The sequence below is a fragment of the Pseudomonas sp. GW460-12-10-14-TSB1 genome (assembly GCF_017349775.1).
GTDB lineage: Bacteria > Pseudomonadota > Gammaproteobacteria > Pseudomonadales > Pseudomonadaceae > Aquipseudomonas > Aquipseudomonas piscium.
On sequence record NZ_JACNAC010000007.1, the window covers coordinates 22,289 to 40,364 of the forward strand.

The 18,076-nt window shown below is 62.3% G+C and carries 17 protein-coding genes; 5 read left to right on the forward strand and 12 right to left on the reverse strand.

The window, feature by feature from the left end; translation table 11 throughout:
- Positions 1–939 carry an MlaD family protein gene (locus J4D52_RS06690; RefSeq protein ID WP_102676284.1) on the forward strand — a complete coding sequence of 313 codons (939 nt, stop codon included), beginning with the start codon at positions 1–3 and terminating at the stop codon, positions 937–939.
- Positions 936–1,568 carry an ABC-type transport auxiliary lipoprotein family protein gene (locus tag J4D52_RS06695; protein WP_102676285.1) on the forward strand — a complete coding sequence of 211 codons (633 nt, stop codon included), beginning with the start codon at positions 936–938 and terminating at the stop codon, positions 1,566–1,568. Before J4D52_RS06690 ends, J4D52_RS06695 begins: the two co-directional genes overlap by 4 nt.
- 71 nt (positions 1,569–1,639) lie before the next feature.
- On the opposite strand, the gene J4D52_RS06700 is transcribed toward J4D52_RS06695, so the two are convergent.
- From J4D52_RS06700 to J4D52_RS06720, 5 genes are all read right to left on the reverse strand, one after another.
- A complete protein-coding gene (locus J4D52_RS06700; RefSeq protein WP_025806806.1) occupies positions 1,640–2,869 on the reverse strand; it encodes a nucleoside recognition domain-containing protein in 1,230 nt (409 codons plus the stop codon).
- 99 nt (positions 2,870–2,968) lie between these two features.
- Positions 2,969–4,300 (reverse strand): glutamate/aspartate:proton symporter GltP, encoded by a 1,332-nt coding sequence (gene gltP, locus J4D52_RS06705; protein WP_023967611.1) that lies wholly within the window; start codon positions 4,298–4,300, stop codon positions 2,969–2,971.
- Between the two features lie 613 nt (positions 4,301–4,913).
- Positions 4,914–5,378, reverse strand: coding sequence for an inhibitor of vertebrate lysozyme family protein (locus tag J4D52_RS06710; RefSeq protein WP_025806807.1), 465 nt, complete (start codon positions 5,376–5,378; stop codon positions 4,914–4,916).
- A 2-nt stretch (positions 5,379–5,380) separates the two neighbouring features.
- Complete coding sequence (locus tag J4D52_RS06715; protein WP_003177151.1) at positions 5,381–5,545, reverse strand: DUF1328 domain-containing protein; 165 nt, start codon at positions 5,543–5,545, stop codon at positions 5,381–5,383.
- Positions 5,546–5,618: 73 nt separating this feature from the next.
- Positions 5,619–5,906: a hypothetical protein gene (locus J4D52_RS06720; protein ID WP_025806808.1), complete on the reverse strand. Its 288-nt coding sequence runs from the start codon at positions 5,904–5,906 to the stop codon at positions 5,619–5,621.
- A 451-nt stretch (positions 5,907–6,357) separates the two neighbouring features.
- Here J4D52_RS06720 and algB point away from each other — a divergent pair, with 451 nt between their 5' ends.
- Together algB and J4D52_RS06730 are read left to right on the forward strand one after the other, a co-directional pair.
- The gene (gene algB, locus J4D52_RS06725; protein ID WP_025806809.1) at positions 6,358–7,704 is read left to right on the forward strand and encodes a sigma-54-dependent response regulator transcription factor AlgB; all 1,347 of its coding nucleotides are present in this window, start codon (positions 6,358–6,360) and stop codon (positions 7,702–7,704) included.
- Positions 7,705–7,714: 10 nt separating this feature from the next.
- Positions 7,715–9,502, forward strand: a complete 1,788-nt coding sequence (locus J4D52_RS06730; protein WP_097306317.1) for a KinB sensor domain-containing domain — start codon at positions 7,715–7,717, stop codon at positions 9,500–9,502.
- Here the strand turns inward: J4D52_RS06730 and J4D52_RS06735 are convergent.
- The 7 genes from J4D52_RS06735 to J4D52_RS06765 all read right to left on the reverse strand — a co-directional run bounded on the left by J4D52_RS06735 (position 9,499) and on the right by J4D52_RS06765 (position 16,964).
- The gene (locus J4D52_RS06735) at positions 9,499–11,121 is read right to left on the reverse strand and encodes an EAL domain-containing protein (protein ID WP_173678529.1); all 1,623 of its coding nucleotides are present in this window, start codon (positions 11,119–11,121) and stop codon (positions 9,499–9,501) included. The two genes, J4D52_RS06730 and J4D52_RS06735, sit on opposite strands and share 4 nt — an antisense overlap.
- A 72-nt stretch (positions 11,122–11,193) precedes the next feature.
- Positions 11,194–11,973 carry an N-acetylmuramoyl-L-alanine amidase gene (locus J4D52_RS06740; RefSeq protein ID WP_025806812.1) on the reverse strand — a complete coding sequence of 260 codons (780 nt, stop codon included), beginning with the start codon at positions 11,971–11,973 and terminating at the stop codon, positions 11,194–11,196.
- Between the two features lie 105 nt (positions 11,974–12,078).
- Positions 12,079–14,310 carry a GGDEF domain-containing protein gene (locus tag J4D52_RS06745; protein ID WP_102676286.1) on the reverse strand — a complete coding sequence of 744 codons (2,232 nt, stop codon included), beginning with the start codon at positions 14,308–14,310 and terminating at the stop codon, positions 12,079–12,081.
- Positions 14,307–15,185: an endonuclease/exonuclease/phosphatase family protein gene (locus J4D52_RS06750; RefSeq protein WP_025806814.1), complete on the reverse strand. Its 879-nt coding sequence runs from the start codon at positions 15,183–15,185 to the stop codon at positions 14,307–14,309. Before J4D52_RS06750 ends, J4D52_RS06745 begins: the two co-directional genes overlap by 4 nt.
- A gap of 13 nt (positions 15,186–15,198) precedes the next feature.
- Complete coding sequence (locus J4D52_RS06755; RefSeq protein ID WP_009041530.1) at positions 15,199–15,828, reverse strand: thiol:disulfide interchange protein DsbA/DsbL; 630 nt, start codon at positions 15,826–15,828, stop codon at positions 15,199–15,201.
- Between the two features lie 194 nt (positions 15,829–16,022).
- A complete protein-coding gene (locus J4D52_RS06760) occupies positions 16,023–16,628 on the reverse strand; it encodes a cytochrome c (RefSeq protein ID WP_025806815.1) in 606 nt (201 codons plus the stop codon).
- A gap of 45 nt (positions 16,629–16,673) precedes the next feature.
- Positions 16,674–16,964, reverse strand: a complete 291-nt coding sequence (locus J4D52_RS06765; RefSeq protein ID WP_009041528.1) for a cytochrome c5 family protein — start codon at positions 16,962–16,964, stop codon at positions 16,674–16,676.
- Between the two features lie 191 nt (positions 16,965–17,155).
- On the opposite strand from J4D52_RS06765, the gene yihA reads away from it, so the two are divergent.
- Positions 17,156–17,797 carry a ribosome biogenesis GTP-binding protein YihA/YsxC gene (yihA, locus tag J4D52_RS06770; protein WP_063433612.1) on the forward strand — a complete coding sequence of 214 codons (642 nt, stop codon included), beginning with the start codon at positions 17,156–17,158 and terminating at the stop codon, positions 17,795–17,797.
- The last annotated feature ends 279 nt before the right edge of the window (positions 17,798–18,076 follow it).

Consider the following 18,076-nt stretch of genomic DNA (forward strand, 5'->3'; position numbering starts at 1 on the left):
ATGGAAACCCGAGCCCATCATGTACTGATCGGCCTGTTCACCGTGATTGTGGTGGTCGGCGCCCTGCTGTTCGGCCTGTGGCTGGCCAAGTCCAGCGTCGACACGGAGTTCAAGGACTACGAGGTCGTGTTCAACGAGGCCGTCAGCGGCCTGTCCAAAGGCAGCTCCGTGCAGTACAGCGGGATCAAGGTCGGCGATGTGATCAGCCTGCGCCTCGACCCGAAGGACCCGCGCCGGGTCCTGGCGCGGGTCCGCCTGAGCGGCGAAACCCCGATCAAGGAAGACACCCAGGCCAAGCTGGCCCTGACCGGTATCACCGGAACCTCGATCATCCAGCTCAGCGGCGGCACTCCGCAAAGCCAGCCGCTCCAGGGCAAGGACGGCAAGCTGCCGCTGATCGTCGCTTCGCCTTCGCCGATCGCCCGCCTGCTGAACAACAGCGATGACCTGATGACCAGCGTCAACCTGCTGCTGCACAACGCCAACGGCATGTTCTCGCCAGACAACGTCGAGCGCATCAGCAACACCCTCGAACACCTGGAGCAGACCACCGGGGCCATCGCCGAACAGCGCGGCGACGTGCGCCAGGCCATGCAGCAGCTGGCCTCCATCGGCAAGCAGGCCAGCGCCACCCTGGAACAGACCACCGCGCTGATGCGCAACGCCAACGGCCTGCTCAACGAGCAGGGCAAGCAGATGTTCGGCAGCGCCGAACAAGCCATGCAATCGCTGGAACAGAGCAGCGCCACCATCAACAAACTGCTGACCGACAACCAGGACTCGCTGAACAACGGCATCCAGGGCCTCAATGGCCTGGCGCCGGCCGTGCGCGAGCTGCGCGACACCCTGAGCTCGCTGCGGGCCATTTCGCGTCGCCTGGAAGCCAACCCCAGCGGCTACCTGCTGGGCAGTGACAAGAACAAGGAGTTCACGCCATGAAACGTGCCTATCGCCCATTCGGCCGGCTGGTCCTGGCCGCCGGCTTCGCCTTGAGTGGCGCCTGCTCGATCCTGCCCCAGGCCGATCCGGTGGATATCTATCGCCTGCCCACGGCCCAGAGCGCCACAGCCCAGCCTCAGGGCCACGCACAGCCCTGGTCCCTGCGCCTGACCAAACCCCTGGCGAGCGACGCCTTGAACAGCGCGAGAATCGCTGTGATCCCCCAGGGCGATGTGATCAGCAGCTACAAGGACGCGCGCTGGAGCGATCCGGCGCCGGTGCTGCTGCGCAATCGGCTGCTGGACGGATTCCTCGCCGACGGTCGGGTGCAGCTGCTGGGCACCGATGACAGCGATGTACAGACCGATCTTGAACTGGGCGGCAACCTGCAGGCATTCCAGAGCGAATACCAGGGCAAGGCTGTGGCGGTGGTGATCCGCCTGGATGCGCGCCTGGTGCGCGGCTACGACCAGAAGATCCTGGCCAGCCAGCGCTTCGAAGTGCGCCAGCCGCTGAACGATACCAAGGTGCCGGCGGTGGTCGCCGGGTTTGGTCAGGCGGGGGATGCCTTGAACCGGCAGGTGGTGGAGTGGACGGTGAAACAGGGCAGTCAGCTGGTCAGACGCTGACGGCCGCATCGCGGGCAAGCCTCGCTCCTACAGGATTTTTATCGTCCTTGTAGGAGCGAGCTTGCTCGCGATCAGCCGAAGAACCAGTAGCACACCGCAATCGCCGCCACCACGCCAGCCAGCTCGGCCAGCAAGGCGCAACCGACGGCATGGCGCGCGCGCTGGATGCCGACCGAACCGAAGTACACCGCCAGCACGTAGAAGGTGGTTTCGGTACTGCCCTGGATCGTCGCCGCGGCCAACGCCGGGAAACTGTCCACGCCCTGGGTCTGCATGGTTTCGATCAGCATGGCCCGCGCGGCGCTGCCGGAGAAGGGTTTGACCAGGGCCGTCGGCAGGGCATCGACGAAGCGCGTGTCCCAGCCGGCCCACTCCACCAGATGCCGGATGCCATCCAGGCCGAAGTCCAGAGCCCCGGAGGCGCGCAACACACCCACCGCGCAGAGCATGGCCACCAGATACGGCAGCAGGTTCTTGGCGACGTCGAAACCTTCCTTGGCACCCTCGACGAAGGCCTCGTAGACCTTGACCTTGCGTAACGCGCCAATCACCAGGAACAGCATGATCAGGCCGAACAGGGTCAGGTTGCCCAGGATCGACGACAGCGACGCCAGCGCGGTGGCCGACAGAGTGGCCAGCAAGGCCATGAAGCCGCCCAGGACCAGGGCACCGGGGACCAGATAGGCCAGCACCACCGGGTCCCACAGGCGCAGGCGCTGCACCACCGCGACCGACAGCAGGCCGACCAGGGTCGAGGCGCTGGTGGCCAGCAGGATCGGCAGGAACACCAGGGTCGGATCGGGGGCGCCTTGCTGGGCGCGGTACATGAAGATGGTCACCGGCAGCAGGGTCAGGGACGAGGCGTTCAGCACCAGGAACAGGATCTGCGCGTTGCTCGCCGTGGTCGCGCTGGGGTTGAGGTCCTGCAGGGCGCGCATGGCCTTGAGGCCGATCGGCGTGGCGGCGTTGTCCAGCCCCAGGCCGTTGGCCGCGAAGTTCAGGGTGATCAGGCCGATGGCCGGGTGCCCCGGCGGCACTTCCGGCATCAGGCGGCTGAACAGCGGGCCCAGGGCCTTGGCCAGCCAGTCGACGATCCCGGCCTTCTCGGCGATCCGCAAAAAGCCCAGCCACAGGGTCAGAGTGCCGAACAGCAGCACCATCACCTCCACCGACAGCTTGGCCATGGCGAAGATGCTTTCCACCATCGCCGAGAAGATCCCGGCGTTACCGCCAACCAGCCACTGCGTCAGCGCTGAAACGGCCGCCACGATGAAGAAGCCAAGCCACAGGCCATTGAGCATCAGTTATTCCCCCAGAAGATGCGGCGAATGATAGCGGGGCGGGCAGAAACGACAAACCCCGGATTGACCGGGGTTTGTCGATGATGACGGCTACAGCTGTCAGCCCTTGGTGACTTCACCGGCCGGCAGCGGCTCCTTGCTGCGCCAGTGCGGCAGGGAGTTCCAGTAGCGCTGGCCCTTGGCGTCGTCGTACATGCCTTCCCAACGAGCGATGACCAGTACCGCCAGGGCGTTGCCGATCACGTTCAGGGCGGTACGGGCCATGTCCATGACACGGTCGACACCGGCGATGAAGGCCAGGCCTTCCAGCGGAATGCCCACGCTGCCCAGGGTCGCCAGCAAGACCACGAAGGACACGCCCGGTACGCCGGCGATGCCTTTGGAGGTGACCATCAGGGTCAGGACCAGCAGCAGCTGCTGGCTGATCGACAGGTCGATGCCGTACAGCTGGGCGATGAAGATCGCCGCGATGCTCTGGTACAGGGTCGAGCCGTCGAGGTTGAACGAGTAACCGGTTGGCACCACGAAGCTGCAGATGGCTTTCGGCGCACCGTAGGCTTCCATCTTCTCGATCACCCGCGGCAGCACGGTTTCGGAGCTTGCGGTGGAGTAGGCCAGCACCAGCTCATCCTTGAAGATGCGCATCAGCTTGATCACCGAGAAGCCGAACAGGCGAGCGATCAGGCCCAGGACCACGAAGGCGAAGAAGGCGATCGCCACGTAAACCAGGATCACCAGCTTGGCCAGCGGCAGCAGGGAGGCGAAACCGAAGTTGGCCACGGTCACCGCGATCAGGGCGAATACGCCGATCGGGGCGTAGTTCATGATCATGTGGGTGACTTTGAACATGCTTTCCGAGACGCCCTGGAACATCTTCACCAGCGGCTCGCGCAGGTCGGCCTGCAGGCTCGACAGACCGAGGCCGAACAGCACCGAGAAGAAGATGATCGGCAGCATCTCGCCGCGGGCCATGGCCGCGAAGATGTTCGATGGGATCAGGTTGAGGATGGTTTCGATGAACGCGTGTTCATGCTGCACCTCGGCGGCGGTCGCCTGGTACTTGGAAATATCCACGGTACCCAGGGTGCTCATGTCGATGCCGGCGCCCGGGTGGAACACGTTGGCCAGCACCAGACCGACCAGGATGGCGATGGTGGTGACGATTTCGAAGTAGATGATGGTCTTCAGGCCGATGCGCCCGAGTTTCTTCGCGTCGCCCACGCCGGCGATACCGACGATCAGCGAGGAGATCACGATCGGGATCACGATCATCTTGATCAAGCGGATAAAGATATCGCCCGCAGGTTGCAGGACGTTGCTGATCCACCAGGCTTTTTCGGCACTGAAATGGTTGAGCAGCGCACCAATTGCAATCCCCAGCACCAGACCGATGAGGATCTGCCAGGCGAGGCTTAGTTTTGCCTTCTTCATATCATTACCCTTACTTCAGTTGGACTCGGGCTGATGCGCGAACTGGAACGCTCAATGGCGGAAAAGTCTGTGCATCGGCCCCCGTATAAGGTCACCCCGAGCGAGCATTTACGGCTCTCTGCAGGCGAAAAAAGGCGCAACTATTCCGACGCAAGGGGAGCGCGTCTAATGCCGTAAACGCCTACCCTATGCCGAATCGGCATGAGTTTTTCTAAACGAAACGGGCGTCCCAACCGGTTCGAATGCGACATTTCGGCCTGGCGACCTACCGTGAAACGGCCATTTCAGGCGGCATTCAGCGCTTTTGGGTGGGTTGGGAATGACCTTTGAAAGAAGGGAAAGTTCTTACGTTAGAACCAGAAATCTCATCTGGAAAAAACCAAAAGTTTCTCGATGTACGGTCGCAAAGAAACACCGTGAAACGGTTAGGCCGTACATCTGGGAATGTTTGCCGCGAACCCCAGCCTGAAAAAGCAGGCCAGCGCTCTGCCACAAAGGTTTGTGGCATTCAAACACGGCGCAAGTCGTCAAGCCTCGGCGCCTTGCGAGCTTGCGCCGCAGTTTTTCCTGACCCGGCCCTCGCGGAGGCACTCCCTGTGCCCCTGGGTCCAACTCAGTACCAGTTCGGGTCCTTTTTCAGCTGTTCCTTGAGCAAGCCCTGCATGCCAGGGTCCGGCTTGCCGAGAAAGCGGTATTCGGCATGGCGGGTCGGCGACTTGTCCGCGGGCAGGCCCGCCGGCACTTCGACCAACATGGCGTAGGCGTTTTTCTTGTCGAAACTGAACGCCACGATCAGGCGCTGGTTGCGACAAGTATCGCGGGTTTCGCAAAGCGGGCCGACCAGGTACTTGTCGCCGTCTTCTTCCAGCGCATTCATCTGCTGCGCATCACCGGACAGGTTCATCACCCATTCCGGCAGGCGCTCTTCCTTTTCGACGACTTCCTGCCAGGTTTCGCGGTATTGCGGGTCACTGTTCAACAACTCGTTGACCCGGGCCTGACCGTCGTTGGCCGCCATCGCCGTGGCCGCGCCGCCCAGCAGCAGGGCGGCGGCCAATGCTTTTAAAGAAAGGCTCATGTTCAACCTCGACCACGACGGCCAAAGAAGAAGGAAGCAATGAACATCACCAGGAAAACGACAAAGAGAATCTTGGCGATACCCGTGGCGGTGCCCGCGATACCACCGAAGCCCAGTACCGCGGCGATGATGGCAATGATCAGGAATGTGATTGCCCAGCTCAACATGGTCATTCTCCTTACGCTTCTATTTAGAGGTACTGCCTGGCCGGTCCGCCCAGTTGCGCACCGGCTGTCCTGCCTAGAACACCCAGCGCTCCTGATAAGCCGTGTCGGCGACAGGCCGGGCCTGGTCGACGTCCATCAGAAGCATCGGGGCGGAATCCGCAAACCGAGTGCTGACTGCACTGAAGTGGGTTTGAGTGGTGTGATAAGCCGGCAACCTCACTGCCTCTTGCTGCTGGCTCTGCTCCCAACGTGAAAACTGCTGACCGCCAATCAAGGTCACCAGCAATGCCAGGCTGGCGACCAACCCTTGCTGCAGGTGCAGGGGCGAAATAGAGAATGGAGCGAGACGTTGGCGTTTCATCCGGAAGCTCCTCCCACGCGGGTCATTGTTCTCAAACGCTTGTTGCTGCGCTTGCGGCTTGTTCAGCCGAGTCTGATCAGACCGTTGCAGCCTGCATGCCAGCTTTCACTATTGAAATAAATTCAATAAAAACAATGGCTTGATAACAACAAAGGAGGCTCCCCATACGCCATCCTGCACGATGCCGTCCTGGATACCGTGCGAATTGCACGATTGGCCTGGTACTTGAGGACAAAAACGCGGCTGAAAATGCAGGGCGTACAGTGGAAAAATCGGGAAAGGACTGTGGGCAAGACCTGATAAACGATAGAAAACCTAATATTTTCAATCGATTAGTAAAGAACCCCGGAGATGACTAACCGGCACGCCTGGGAATCGACCAGAATTAACCATGCAACTTGCCCGATTTTTCCGGGACTAAATAAGATCACTCACTTCAGGAGCCTCGGACATGGAATCAGCACCGGAAAATCAAGGCCGCATTCTTCTGGTAGATGATGAGTCCGCGATCCTTCGTACCTTCCGTTATTGTCTGGAAGACGAGGGCTATACCGTCGCCACAGCCAATAGCGCCGCTCAGGCCGATGCCTTGCTGCAACGCCAGGTGTTCGACCTGTGTTTCCTCGACTTGCGCCTGGGCGAGGACAACGGCCTGGACGTACTGGCCCAGATGCGCATCCAGGCCCCCTGGATGCGGGTGGTCATAGTCACCGCCCATTCGGCCGTCGACACTGCGGTGGATGCGATCCAGGCTGGCGCCGCCGACTATCTGGTCAAGCCCTGCAGCCCCGATCAGCTGCGCCTGGCGACCGCCAAGCAACTGGAAGTCCGCCAGCTCTCGGCGCGCCTGGAGGCCCTCGAAGGCGAAGTGCGCAAACCCAAGGACGGCCTGGACTCCCACAGCCCGGCGATGAAAGTGGTGCTGGAAACCGCCCGCCAGGTCGCCGGCACCGACGCCAACATCCTGATCCTCGGCGAGTCCGGGACCGGCAAGGGCGAGCTGGCCCAGGCCATTCACGGCTGGAGCAAGCGCGCCAGGAAATCCTGCATCACCATCAACTGCCCGTCGCTGAACGCCGAGCTGATGGAGAGCGAGCTGTTCGGTCACAGCCGAGGAGCCTTCACCGGCGCCAGCGAAAGCACCCTCGGTCGGGTCAACCAGGCCGACGGCGGCACGCTGTTCCTCGACGAGATCGGCGACTTCCCGCTGACCCTGCAACCCAAGTTGCTGCGGTTCATCCAGGACAAGGAGTACGAGCGGGTCGGCGACCCGGTGACCCGCCGCGCCGACGTGCGCATCCTCGCCGCGACCAACCTCAACCTCGAGGACATGGTGCGCGACGGACGCTTCCGTGAAGACCTGCTGTACCGCCTGAACGTGATCACCCTGCACCTGCCGCCGCTGCGCGAACGCAGCGAAGACATCCTGACCCTGGCCGACCGTTTCCTCGCGCGCTTCGTCAAGGAGTATGCCCGTCCCGCCCGCTGCTTCAGCGACGAGGCCCGCGAAGCGCTGCTCAACTATCGCTGGCCGGGCAATATCCGCGAGCTGCGCAACGTGGTGGAACGCGCCAGCATCATCTGTCCCCAGGAGAAGGTGGAGATCAGCCACCTGGGCATGGCCGAGCAACCCACCAACAACACCCCGCGCATCGGCGCCGCCTTGAGCCTGGACGAGCTGGAGAAAGCCCATATCGGCGCCGTGCTGGCCACCAGCGATACCCTCGACCAGGCGGCCAAGACGCTCGGCATCGACGCCTCGACGCTGTACCGCAAACGCAAACAGTACAACCTGTGAGCCGCACCTCATGAAGTTAGCGATGAAACTGCGCACGAGACTGTTTCTGAGCATCTCGGCGCTGATCACCGTGGCGCTGCTCGGCCTGCTGCTCGGACTGGTCAGCGTGATGCAGATGGCCAAGACCCAGGAAGCGCTGATCCGCGACAACTTCATCACCCTGGACCTGGGGCTCAAGCTGCGCCAGACCCTGGGCGACCAGCTGATCATCATGCTCAACCACAACCCTGACCGGGCGGCGCTGGACAACTCCAGGCAGGAATACCTGGCCCTGCTCGACCAGGGCATCGCGCATGAACGACAAAACCATATACGCAACGGCTTCAGCCAGGCACGCGACGACTACCAGCGTTTCTTCGAAGCCTTCGAGCGCGCCGACGGGACCTCGGCCGGGGTCAATGGCAATACGGAACTGACCCACAGCTTCAATACCCTGCGCAACGGCTTGATCGGCGAGCACCAGCAAGCCCTGGACAACATCAATGACATCGAACACCAGGCCCGCGATCGCGCCTTGATGATCGCTGGCCTGCTCGGCCTGGTCGGACTGGCCGTATTGGTCATCGGTTTCATTACCGCCCACGGCATCGCCCAGCGCTTTGGCGGCCCCATCGAAGCCCTGGCCAAGGCCGCCGACAATATCGGCCAGGGCAACTTCGACGTGACCCTGCCCCTGTCTTCGGCGGCCGAGATGAACCTGCTGACCCGGCGCTTCGGGATCATGGCCGAAGCCCTGCGCGAGCATCAGGCCACCAACGTCGACGAACTGCTTGCCGGCCAGCAGCGCCTGCAATCGGTGCTCGACAGCATCGACGACGGCTTGCTGATGATCGACCGCCAGGGCCGCCTGGAACACCTCAATCCGGTGGCGCAGCGTCAGCTGGGCTGGGACGAGGAACGCCTTGGACAAGGACTGGGCAGCGCCCTGGAGCGTCCGGAGCTGGACGAGCAGCTGCAACTGGTGCTGCGCGGCGGCAACCTGGAACGGGCGCCGGAAGACCTCAGCATCGAGGTCGATGGCGAGTCGCGCCTGCTGACGTACAGCCTGACCCCGGTCAGCCATCCCCAGGGGCATATCCTCGGCGCGGTAATGGTGCTGCACGATGTCACTGAGCAGCGGGCCTTCGAGCGCGTGCGCAGCGAGTTCGTATTGCGTGCCTCCCATGAGTTGCGCACCCCGGTCACCGGTATGCACATGGCGTTCGGCCTGTTGCAGGAACGCCTGCGCTTCCCTGAAGAGTCCCGCGAAGCCGACCTGCTGAACACCGTCAACGAAGAAATGCAGCGCCTGATGCAACTGATCAACGACCTGCTGAACTTCTCGCGTTATCAGAACGGCCTGCAGAAACTCACCCTGGCGCCTTGCACCCTGGAAGAGCTGCTGGAGCAGGCGCGCAACCGCTTCATCGGCGCAGCCACGGCGCAGGGCATCGAGCTACGGGTGGAGATCCAGGCGCCGCTGCCACGGCTGCATGCCGACCGCGTGCAACTGGAGCGGGTGCTGGACAACCTGATCGACAATGCCCTGCGGCATACCGCCGAGGGTGGCTTGATCCGCTTGCAAGCACGCCGGCATGGCGAGCGGGTGATCATCAGCGTCGAAGACAACGGCGAAGGCATCGCCTACGGGCAACAAGGGCGGATTTTTGAACCCTTCGTCCAGGTCGGACGCAAGAAAGGCGGCGCCGGCCTGGGCCTGGCACTGTGCAAGGAAATCGTGCAATTGCACGGTGGGCGCATGGGGGTCTATTCGCGGCCTGGGCAGGGAACCCAGTTTTACCTGGCCCTACCGCTCTAGGCCTCGTCATCCAGGCGCCGCGGGCCCAGGCGGCGCCCGCGGGTGATCAGGTCGATGAACTGCACCGCGCTCAACGCATGGGCGAACAGCCAGCCCTGGCCATAACGCACGCCCTCGCTGCTCAGCAGCAGCGCCTGATCCTCGAATTCGATGCCCTCGGCAATCACCTTGAGCTGCAGGGCATGGGCCATGCGAATGATGTGCGGGGCGACGCCGCTGCTGGCCGCGTCATGCCCCAGGGCATCGATGAATGCCTTGTCGATCTTCAGGTAATCCACCGGCAGGGTCTGCAGGTACGCCAGGCTGCAATAACCCGTGCCGAAGTCGTCGATCAGCACCTGATGGCCGACGTCCCGCAAGGCTTGCAGGTTATGCCGGGCGACCACCACATCGATCAGCCCGCGCTCGGTGACTTCGAAGGCGATCTGCCGCGCCGCCACCCGATGCAGCGCCAACAGGCGCGCCATCACCTTGCCGATCCGCGGCACCATGACATCGCAGGCCGCCAGGTTGACCGAGATGTACAGGTGCGGGTTGGCCCGCAACAGATGCCCCAACTGTTCGAGCAGGCGTTGCAGGACAAAATCGGTGATGGGACGGATCTGCCCGGTGTTCTCCGCCATGGGAATGAACAGCTCCGGACTGGTCAGGGTGCCGTCCGGACGGCGCCAGCGCAGCAAGGCCTCGGCGCCGACACACTGACGCGTTTGCAGATCGAAGATGGGTTGATACAGCACCTGCAGTTCGCCACGGCGCAGCGCACCTTCTAATTCCGCGCCCAGGGTTTGGCGCTGTCGGGCCAACTGAAAGACCAGGCCACCGATGAAAGTCGCCAGCACCAGGCTGCTGGGCAGCAGCCACCACCACCCCTCGAACATTTCTCGCTGCATGTTGGTGCGGGGGGTGACGAGTACCAGCTGATACTCCGGGTTGATGGTGGGCATCCGGTAGATCAACTGGTCCTGGGTCACCTGCAGCGGGCTGCGACTGGTTGGCGACCAAGGCTCCATCGGCGGCCAGTCCAGCGCCAGCCCCAGCACCGGGATGGCCCGCGAGCCATGGTCGAGAACCAGCATCAGGCTGCTGTTGGCGGGCAGATCGACCATGTCGGTCAGATGCCCGCGAGACGTCGCCACACGGAAGTTGCCGCGCCCGAGCATCAGCGCCGCGCGGTTTTCATTGGGTTCGGTGGAAGTGTTCAGCCAGTAGCTGTAAGTCGGGCCGCGGATATCCGGCGGCCGGGCCAGGGCCAGGTTGTCCTGGCGTGGCCAGTTGGTGCAGGCCTGGGCGGCATCGATGTAAGCCGCTTCATAAATGAAGCGATAGCTGAAGCTGATCTGCTGCAGGGTCCCGACCATCTCGGGGCTGCATTCGCGCAGGGGCTGCGCCTCGAGTACGTCCAGACCTTCGCGCAACTGACCGAACAGTTGCTCCAGGCGTTCGAGAAAACGCTGGCCCTGGGCATTCATCTGCTCGCTTTCGCGCAGTTGCACCTCGTGCATCACGATGCCCAGGCTTGCCGCCAGCAGTAGGACCGCACTCAACACAGCCGCGCACATCGCCAGCAGCCAGGGGCGATAGAACCAACTGCGCAGGGGTTCGCGAGCGGCCGGCATCATTGGATATCCGAGGGTTACCAATGAGTTATAGCTACTGATTGAGAAAAAACCCTGACCGTCGGGCGGGCGTCATTATTTTGTCTGGTTGAGAACCTGCAGGATCGCAGCGCTTTCCGCATCCGGCTGGCCGTCGAAACGCGACGGCCGGTAATGCATCTGGAACGCGGCCAGCACATGACGGGTCGCCACATCCAGTTCGCCGGTCTGCGGCGTCTCATAACCAAGACGCGCCAGGCCTTGCTGGAACCAGGCGATGCTCGGCAACTGCGCGGCAAAGAACGCCTGCTGGCGCGCCACCGCCTGGGCGTTCGGCCACCGGCCCAACCCGGCTTCGGCCAGGCGCTTCCAGGGGAACAGCGGGCCCGGGTCGAGCTTGCGCAGGGGGGCGATATCGCTGTGGCCGATGATGTGCTGTGGCGCGATGTTGTTGCGCTTGCTGATGTCCTTCAGCAGGACGATCAGGCTCTGGACCTGCGCTTCGCTGTAGGGGTACCAGACACGTCCGGTGGGCAGGTCGCGAAAGCCCGGGTTGACGATCTCGATCCCGATGGAGCTGGAGTTCAGCCAGGTACGGCCTTGCCACTGGCTCTCGCCGGCATGCCAGGCGCGGTATTGCTCGTCCACCAGCTTGTAGATGGTCGCCGCCTTGTCGTCGCCGATCAGGTAGTGGCTGCTGACCTGGCCGTGGGTCAGCAGTTGCAGGGAGCGCTCCATCGAGGCCGAGGTGTAATGCACCACCACGAATTGCACCCGTTCATCGAAGTTGACCGAAGGGTGGCTGGTATTGAAACGTGGGCCGCTGGCGCAACCGGCCAGCAACAGAAGGGACAAGGCGAGGACAAGAACTTTCATGGCAAAAGGCAGTACGCTGGGGAAAATAATGCAACAGTGTAACGTACTGCCTTGGCGGAAAACCGGCAAAAGCACCGGTTTATACAAAATGGAACAAATTATGCGTCAGCCCGGTTCTACCCGGTTGCGCCCCGCCTCCTTGGCCCGATAGAGCGCCTGATCGGCTCTTTTGAGCACCAGATCGCTGCGTTCTCCCGGTTTGAAGGCACTCATGCCGATGGACATGGTGATGGTCACTCGCTCGCCCTTGAAGTGGAACGGACAGGCTTCGATGGCCGCTCGCAAGGTTTCCGCTAGGCGCGCCCCGATCGGCCAGGTGGTATCGGGCATCAGCAGGACGAACTCTTCACCGCCGAAACGGGCGATGAAATCGTTGCCGCGCAGGCGCTTGCGCAGCACGCCGGCGATGATCTTCAGCACCTTGTCGCCGGCCAGGTGACCGTAGTTGTCGTTGATGCTCTTGAAGTGATCGAGATCAAGCATCGCCAGCAGCAAGGTGTTGCCGTGTTGCTGCCACTGCGCCACTTCATGCTCCAGGCGCTCGCTCCAGGCCGCCCGATTGGGCAGGCCGGTAAGAGGGTCGATCAGCGCTTTCTGCCGCTGCTCTTCCAGGTGCTCGCGGTAGCCCTGGGCTTCCTGCTCCATGCTCGACACCCGCTCGGCCAGGCTCTGCAGCCGTGCGGCCACTTCCTTCTCGCGCTCGTCACGCTGCTTCTGGTGATGGTCCATGGTGCCGAGCAGGCCTTCCAGGTGACTTTCCAGCACCTGCTTGAGGTCGTCCAGATCGGCCGCCTCCTGCACGCTGTTTTGCAAGCCATCGACCTGTTCGCGGATCTGCGAGTCCATCTCCCGCGCCGCCGAACTGCTGTCGGCATGGCCCTCGCTGGCGGCCTGCAGGTTGCTCTGGAAGGATTCCAGGCGCTCGTTGAGCCGCTTGAGATAGGCCTCGAACTCATGCTGGCCGCTGTCGGTGATCGCCAGCATCAACACCGCCAGATCGTCGAGGATCGGCAGCAATTCGTACCAGTTCAGCCCATGTTGCAAACGATCGCGCATGGACTCGGCTTGCGGCCGATGGCGCTCTGGCAGGCTCAGGTCATCCAGAAGGCCGAGCAGGGTATGTTCGATATGCTTGGCCACCGAACTGTAGGACGGCTCCGGCGAATCGGGCAGGGCATACAGCACATCCTGCTCGGCCTGCTGCGGGTTGATCGCCGCAAGCGCCTCGGCCATGGCTGCCGGCAATGGCAAGCGGTCGAGCAACACGGGCGCCGGAGTCGCCTCGGTGGGTGCAGCAAAAATCAGTTCGTCCGGGTTGCTGACCGAAGCTTCGGGAACCGGGGGCTGCGCAGGCACCGGCGAATCGTCGGGTTCAGACTCGATTGACGGCTGCGGCGCGGGGGCAGGTACAACTGCTGGTGCTGGTGCTGGTGCTGGTGCTGGTGCTGGTGCTGGTGCGGACAAGTCTGGCACCTGTGGCGCCGGCTCCGCGACGCCGAGTTTCTCCGGCTCGAGCACCGGCGGCACAAAGGCCGTGACCTGGGGAGTCGCGGCTTCCTCGGGCGGCGACTCCGGCCGCGGTTCGAGCGCCTGGCTGGCAGCGGCAACAGCCTTTTCCACCCTGGGAGGGGACACCGGCTCCAACGCTTCGGACCACCGCGCAAGCTCGGCCTCGGCTTGAGGCGAGAGCATGTCAGCCGTGACTGTTTCAGCCGTTGCCGGCGACGGTGCCGGAGCTGAGGCTGGGGCCGGAGCCGGGCTCGCCACCACCGCAAGCGGCGCAGCTTCGGACGGTACCGCCGCTTCGTCAGCGTCGCGACCACCAAACAGGCGCTGCAACAAGCCTGGGCGGCTCGGCTCCGCGGGGCTCTCCAACAGGCTCAGCGCCTTGTTTTGCAGGCCGCTCAGTTCGCCCAGCAGCAGCGGAATTTCCCGGGCCTGGCCGACACGGCCATCCAGTTGCTTGGCGAAGCTTTTCAGCGGCCGGCTCACCTCGCGGGGCAGCGGCAACTTCTGCAACTGGCTGACCAGCGAGGTCAGGGCCGTGCTCATTTGCTCGATGCGGGTCTCCCGGCGCTGTTCGGAGTCCAGCACGGCTTTTTCCAGGCGCGGCAACAGGGCCGCCAAGGCCGCGTCCATGTCGTCGGTGCGCACTACTTCGCGCATTTCCTTCATGCACTGATCGACAGCGCGGTCAGTGCCCTCGGCCGCCAGCGTGCTGCGCACCAGGCCACGACGAAGCAGGTCGAGACGGGCATTCCAGCGCCGTTCGAGTTTTTCCTGTTGTTCGATGCTTTTGAGGTATTTCTCTTTCCAGCGCTGGGCGTCGTCGCTCATTCATGGGTTCCGCGAGGGGCAGGACTCAGCGCGGGCAATGCATCGGCCGTGAGCGAACCCGGCAGACGAATCTCTACCGCGACCGGCAGGTGATCGGAAATCGGTTGGGCCAGGACCTCGACCCGCTCCAGCGTCAGGCTGGGGCTGAGCAAAATATGATCAAGGCAGCGTTGTGGGCGCCAACTGGGGAAAGTCGCTTCCAATTGCGGCGCCAGCAAACTGAGGTCACGCAAGGGCGAATGCTCCAGCAGATCGCTGGCATGGGTATTCATGTCGCCCATCAGCACCTGATGCTTGTAGCCGCCGATCATCTCGCGGATATAAGCCAACTGCCGGGTGCGCGTACGGGCACCGAGGGCCAGGTGCATCATCACCACTACCAAGGCTTCGGGCCCATCGCCGAAACGCACGAGGATCGCACCGCGGCCCTTGGGGCCGGGCAGCGGATGATCTTCGATCGCCCAGGGGCGCAGGCGGCTGAGCACGCCATTGCTGTGCTGGGCCAGGCGACCGAGGTTGCGATTGAGCTGTTGATACCAGTAGGGGAAGGCACCGAGATGGGCCAGGTGCTCGACCTGATTGACGTAGCCCGAGCGCAGGCTGCCGCCATCGGCTTCCTGCAGGGCGACCAGATCGAAGTCGCCCAGCAGATCGCCGATCTTTTGCAGATTGTCGGCGCGCCCGTTGTGCGGCAGCAGGTGCTGCCAGCCACGGGTCAGGTAGTGCCGATAACGTTCGGTACTGATACCGACCTGAATGTTGAAACTGAGCAGCCGCAGACGGCTGTCTGCCGGCAGGCCGGAGGACGCCACATGGTGCTCGTTGACCCGCGGATCATGCAGGCCAACGATGCGTTCCGTACCCCAACGTCGCATGGCAGGGACTCGCTTACTTGGCCGCCCGCTCTTTGGCGATCAGCTGGTCAGCGACGCTCAGGGCACCTTCAGGACCACCGGCGGTGCCCAGGTCGAAGCGGTACTTGCCGTTGACGACCATGGTCGGTACGCCAGAGATCTGATAGGCCTGGGCCTTCTTCTTCGCGTCCTCGACCTTGCCTTTGACGGCGAACGAATTGTAGGTGCTCAGGAATTTGTCCTTGTCGACGCCTTCGCCGGCCAGGAACTCGGCCATTTCCTCTGGGGAAGCGAGTTTCTTGCCGCCATGGATGGCTTCGAATACGGCTTTGTGGACCTTGTGCTCGACACCCATGGCTTCCAGGGTGATGAACAGCTGGCCGTGAACGTTCCAGATACCGCCGAACATCGCCGGGATACGCACGAAGTTGACGTCGGCCGGCAGTTTTTCAGCCCATGGGTTGATGGTCGGCTCGAAGGCGTAGCAGTGTGGGCAGCCGTACCAGAACAGCTCGACCACTTCGATCTTGCCAGGCACCGCAACCGGAACGGCGCTGCTCAGCTCTACGTATTGTTTACCGGCTTCAAGGGGCTCGGCGGCTTGAGCAGTCATGCCAAACAGGCTGGCGGTGACGAGAGCGGCGCTGAGAATCAGATTACGCATGCTTTACTCCTGAACAAGTAAGGTCGCCTCGCGCGGCCTGTCGCAGACAGGTCATGGCGGGGCTTGAGTTCGTTAGTGTAGCGGCAGACGCCATGAAAAAGGGCGGCCTGGGCCACCCTTTATGCTTTCATCGACAGATTAATCGATCATTAACGTTGCGCAAGATAGACCCTTTCGCAACATGATCGCCGGCCTCAGTGCAGGCCCTGGATGTAGCTGGATACTGCTTCGATGTCCTTGTTGCTCAGCTTGGCGGCGATGCTGCGCATGATCATGGTGTCGCCGTCGTTGGTGCGGTTGCCTTCACGGAAGTCGGTCAACTGCTTGGCTACGTACTGAGCGTGCTGGCCACCCAGGTGCGGAAAGCCGGCAGCGGCGTTACCCGTGCCATTTGGCGAGTGGCAACCGGTGCAGGAAGGCATGCCTTGATCCAGCTTGCCGCCACGGAACAATTCTTCACCGCGAGCCACGACTTTCGGGTCCGCTGCGCCGACGCTGCCTTTCTGGCTGGCGAAGTAGGCGGAGAGGTCGGCCAGGTCCTGATCGCTCAGGTTGGTCAGCATGCCGGTCATTTCCAACACCTGGCGCTTGCCGGACTTGATGTCGTGCAACTGCTTGTTCAGGTAACGCTCACCCTGACCCGCCAGCTTTGGAAAGTTAGGCGCCATGCTGTTCCCATCCGGACCATGGCAAGCACCACATACAGCGGCTTTCGCCTGACCGGCAGCAGCGTCGCCTGCAGCATGGGCGACACCTGTGATGCCCAAGGTCAACAGCAGACTCACGAGTAATTTGTTCATCAGCTAATCCAACTACGGCTAAGGGTTAAGAGTTATGGACCGGGATCACTCGCTCATCCAAAGGATGATGGCTCGGTAATCCTCGGCACTGCAGTCCATGCACAAACCACGCGGCGGCATCGCCTTGAAACCCTGGGTCACGTGTTGCACCAGCGTCTCCATACCTTGCGCCAGCCTCGGCGCCCAAGCTCCCTGGTCCCCCTTGCGGGGAGCCGTTGGTAGTTGGCCGGAATGACAAGCCCCACAAACACGGTTGTACACAGCTTCCGGATCCTGTGTAGCCTGAGCGCTGTAAAGCGGTATCAGGACGCCGGCAGCCAGCAGCCATTTCGTCATAAAACGACCTTTTCAGGGTTGAGAGCGTGCTGCGTTCTAATGCGCAATCAAGGTCTATCGCTCTCGTGAACTTCATCCTACGCTGGGACAAAGCGCACACAAAATCTGCGGCATTATATACTGGCGCTACTGAAACGGAAACGACACCGCTCGCCGCGTCCATTCTCGGCACCGCCCCTATCGGAAATCCCATGCAACTCAAAAATCCCATTCTTGGTCTGTGCCAACAGTCCACTTTCATGCTCAGCGCCGCCAAAGTCGATCAATGCCCCGACGACGAAGGCTTCGAAGTGGCCTTCGCCGGGCGTTCCAACGCCGGCAAATCCAGCGCCCTGAATACCCTGACCCATGCCAGCCTGGCACGCACCTCGAAAACTCCGGGCCGCACGCAGCTGTTGAACTTCTTCAAGCTAGACGACGATCGCCGTCTGGTCGACCTGCCGGGTTACGGTTATGCGAAAGTGCCGATCCCGCTCAAGCAACACTGGCAGCGTCACCTGGAAGCCTACCTGGGCAGCCGCGAGAGTCTGAAAGGGTTGATTCTGATGATGGACATCCGCCATCCAATGACCGACTTCGACCTGCTGATGCTCGACTGGGCCGTCGCCAGCGGCATGCCGATGCACATCCTGCTGACCAAGGCCGACAAACTGACCTACGGCGCGGCCAAGAACACCCTGCTCAAGGTGCAGTCGCAAATCCGTAAAGGCTGGGGCGACAACGTCAGCATCCAGCTGTTCTCGGCGCCAAAACGCATGGGCCTGGAAGAGGCCTACACTGTACTGGCGGGCTGGATGGAACTGGCGGACAAAGGCGCCGAAATCGAAGCCTGAAAGACATAGATAAAACTGTCTGTGGAGTGATCAGGCAAGGCAAAAAACAGGCGGAAAAGCGGAGTTTAGGGGCCTAAATGAGCATTTTCCGCCTGTTTTTTAACGCAGCATGATCGCGCCACAGGCAGTTTTGGGGCAAAAAAAACCCCGGACTTCGTATGGGGAGGGGAAGTTCGGGGTCCAAGTTCCGGACCGCTAGGGCGGGGTCCAGATATCTGCCAACACTTAACACAACATAGGAGCATCGAAGGGCTTCACCAGCCATTCAGATACTCTGAG

Coding starts and splice junctions, on each gene's coding strand:
- J4D52_RS06690 (WP_102676284.1), top strand. CDS start 1: ATGGAAACCCGAGCCCATCATGTACTGATCGGCCTGTTCACCGTGATT.
- J4D52_RS06695 (WP_102676285.1), top strand. CDS start 936: ATGAAACGTGCCTATCGCCCATTCGGCCGGCTGGTCCTGGCCGCCGGC.
- J4D52_RS06700 (WP_025806806.1), bottom strand. CDS start 2,869: ATGCTCAATGGCCTGTGGCTTGGCTTCTTCATCGTGGCGGCCGTTTCA.
- gltP (WP_023967611.1), bottom strand. CDS start 4,300: ATGAAGAAGGCAAAACTAAGCCTCGCCTGGCAGATCCTCATCGGTCTG.
- J4D52_RS06710 (WP_025806807.1), bottom strand. CDS start 5,378: ATGAGCCTTTCTTTAAAAGCATTGGCCGCCGCCCTGCTGCTGGGCGGC.
- J4D52_RS06715 (WP_003177151.1), bottom strand. CDS start 5,545: ATGTTGAGCTGGGCAATCACATTCCTGATCATTGCCATCATCGCCGCG.
- J4D52_RS06720 (WP_025806808.1), bottom strand. CDS start 5,906: ATGAAACGCCAACGTCTCGCTCCATTCTCTATTTCGCCCCTGCACCTG.
- algB (WP_025806809.1), top strand. CDS start 6,358: ATGGAATCAGCACCGGAAAATCAAGGCCGCATTCTTCTGGTAGATGAT.
- J4D52_RS06730 (WP_097306317.1), top strand. CDS start 7,715: ATGAAGTTAGCGATGAAACTGCGCACGAGACTGTTTCTGAGCATCTCG.
- J4D52_RS06735 (WP_173678529.1), bottom strand. CDS start 11,121: ATGATGCCGGCCGCTCGCGAACCCCTGCGCAGTTGGTTCTATCGCCCC.
- J4D52_RS06740 (WP_025806812.1), bottom strand. CDS start 11,973: ATGAAAGTTCTTGTCCTCGCCTTGTCCCTTCTGTTGCTGGCCGGTTGC.
- J4D52_RS06745 (WP_102676286.1), bottom strand. CDS start 14,310: ATGAGCGACGACGCCCAGCGCTGGAAAGAGAAATACCTCAAAAGCATC.
- J4D52_RS06750 (WP_025806814.1), bottom strand. CDS start 15,185: ATGCGACGTTGGGGTACGGAACGCATCGTTGGCCTGCATGATCCGCGG.
- J4D52_RS06755 (WP_009041530.1), bottom strand. CDS start 15,828: ATGCGTAATCTGATTCTCAGCGCCGCTCTCGTCACCGCCAGCCTGTTT.
- J4D52_RS06760 (WP_025806815.1), bottom strand. CDS start 16,628: ATGAACAAATTACTCGTGAGTCTGCTGTTGACCTTGGGCATCACAGGT.
- J4D52_RS06765 (WP_009041528.1), bottom strand. CDS start 16,964: ATGACGAAATGGCTGCTGGCTGCCGGCGTCCTGATACCGCTTTACAGC.
- yihA (WP_063433612.1), top strand. CDS start 17,156: ATGCAACTCAAAAATCCCATTCTTGGTCTGTGCCAACAGTCCACTTTC.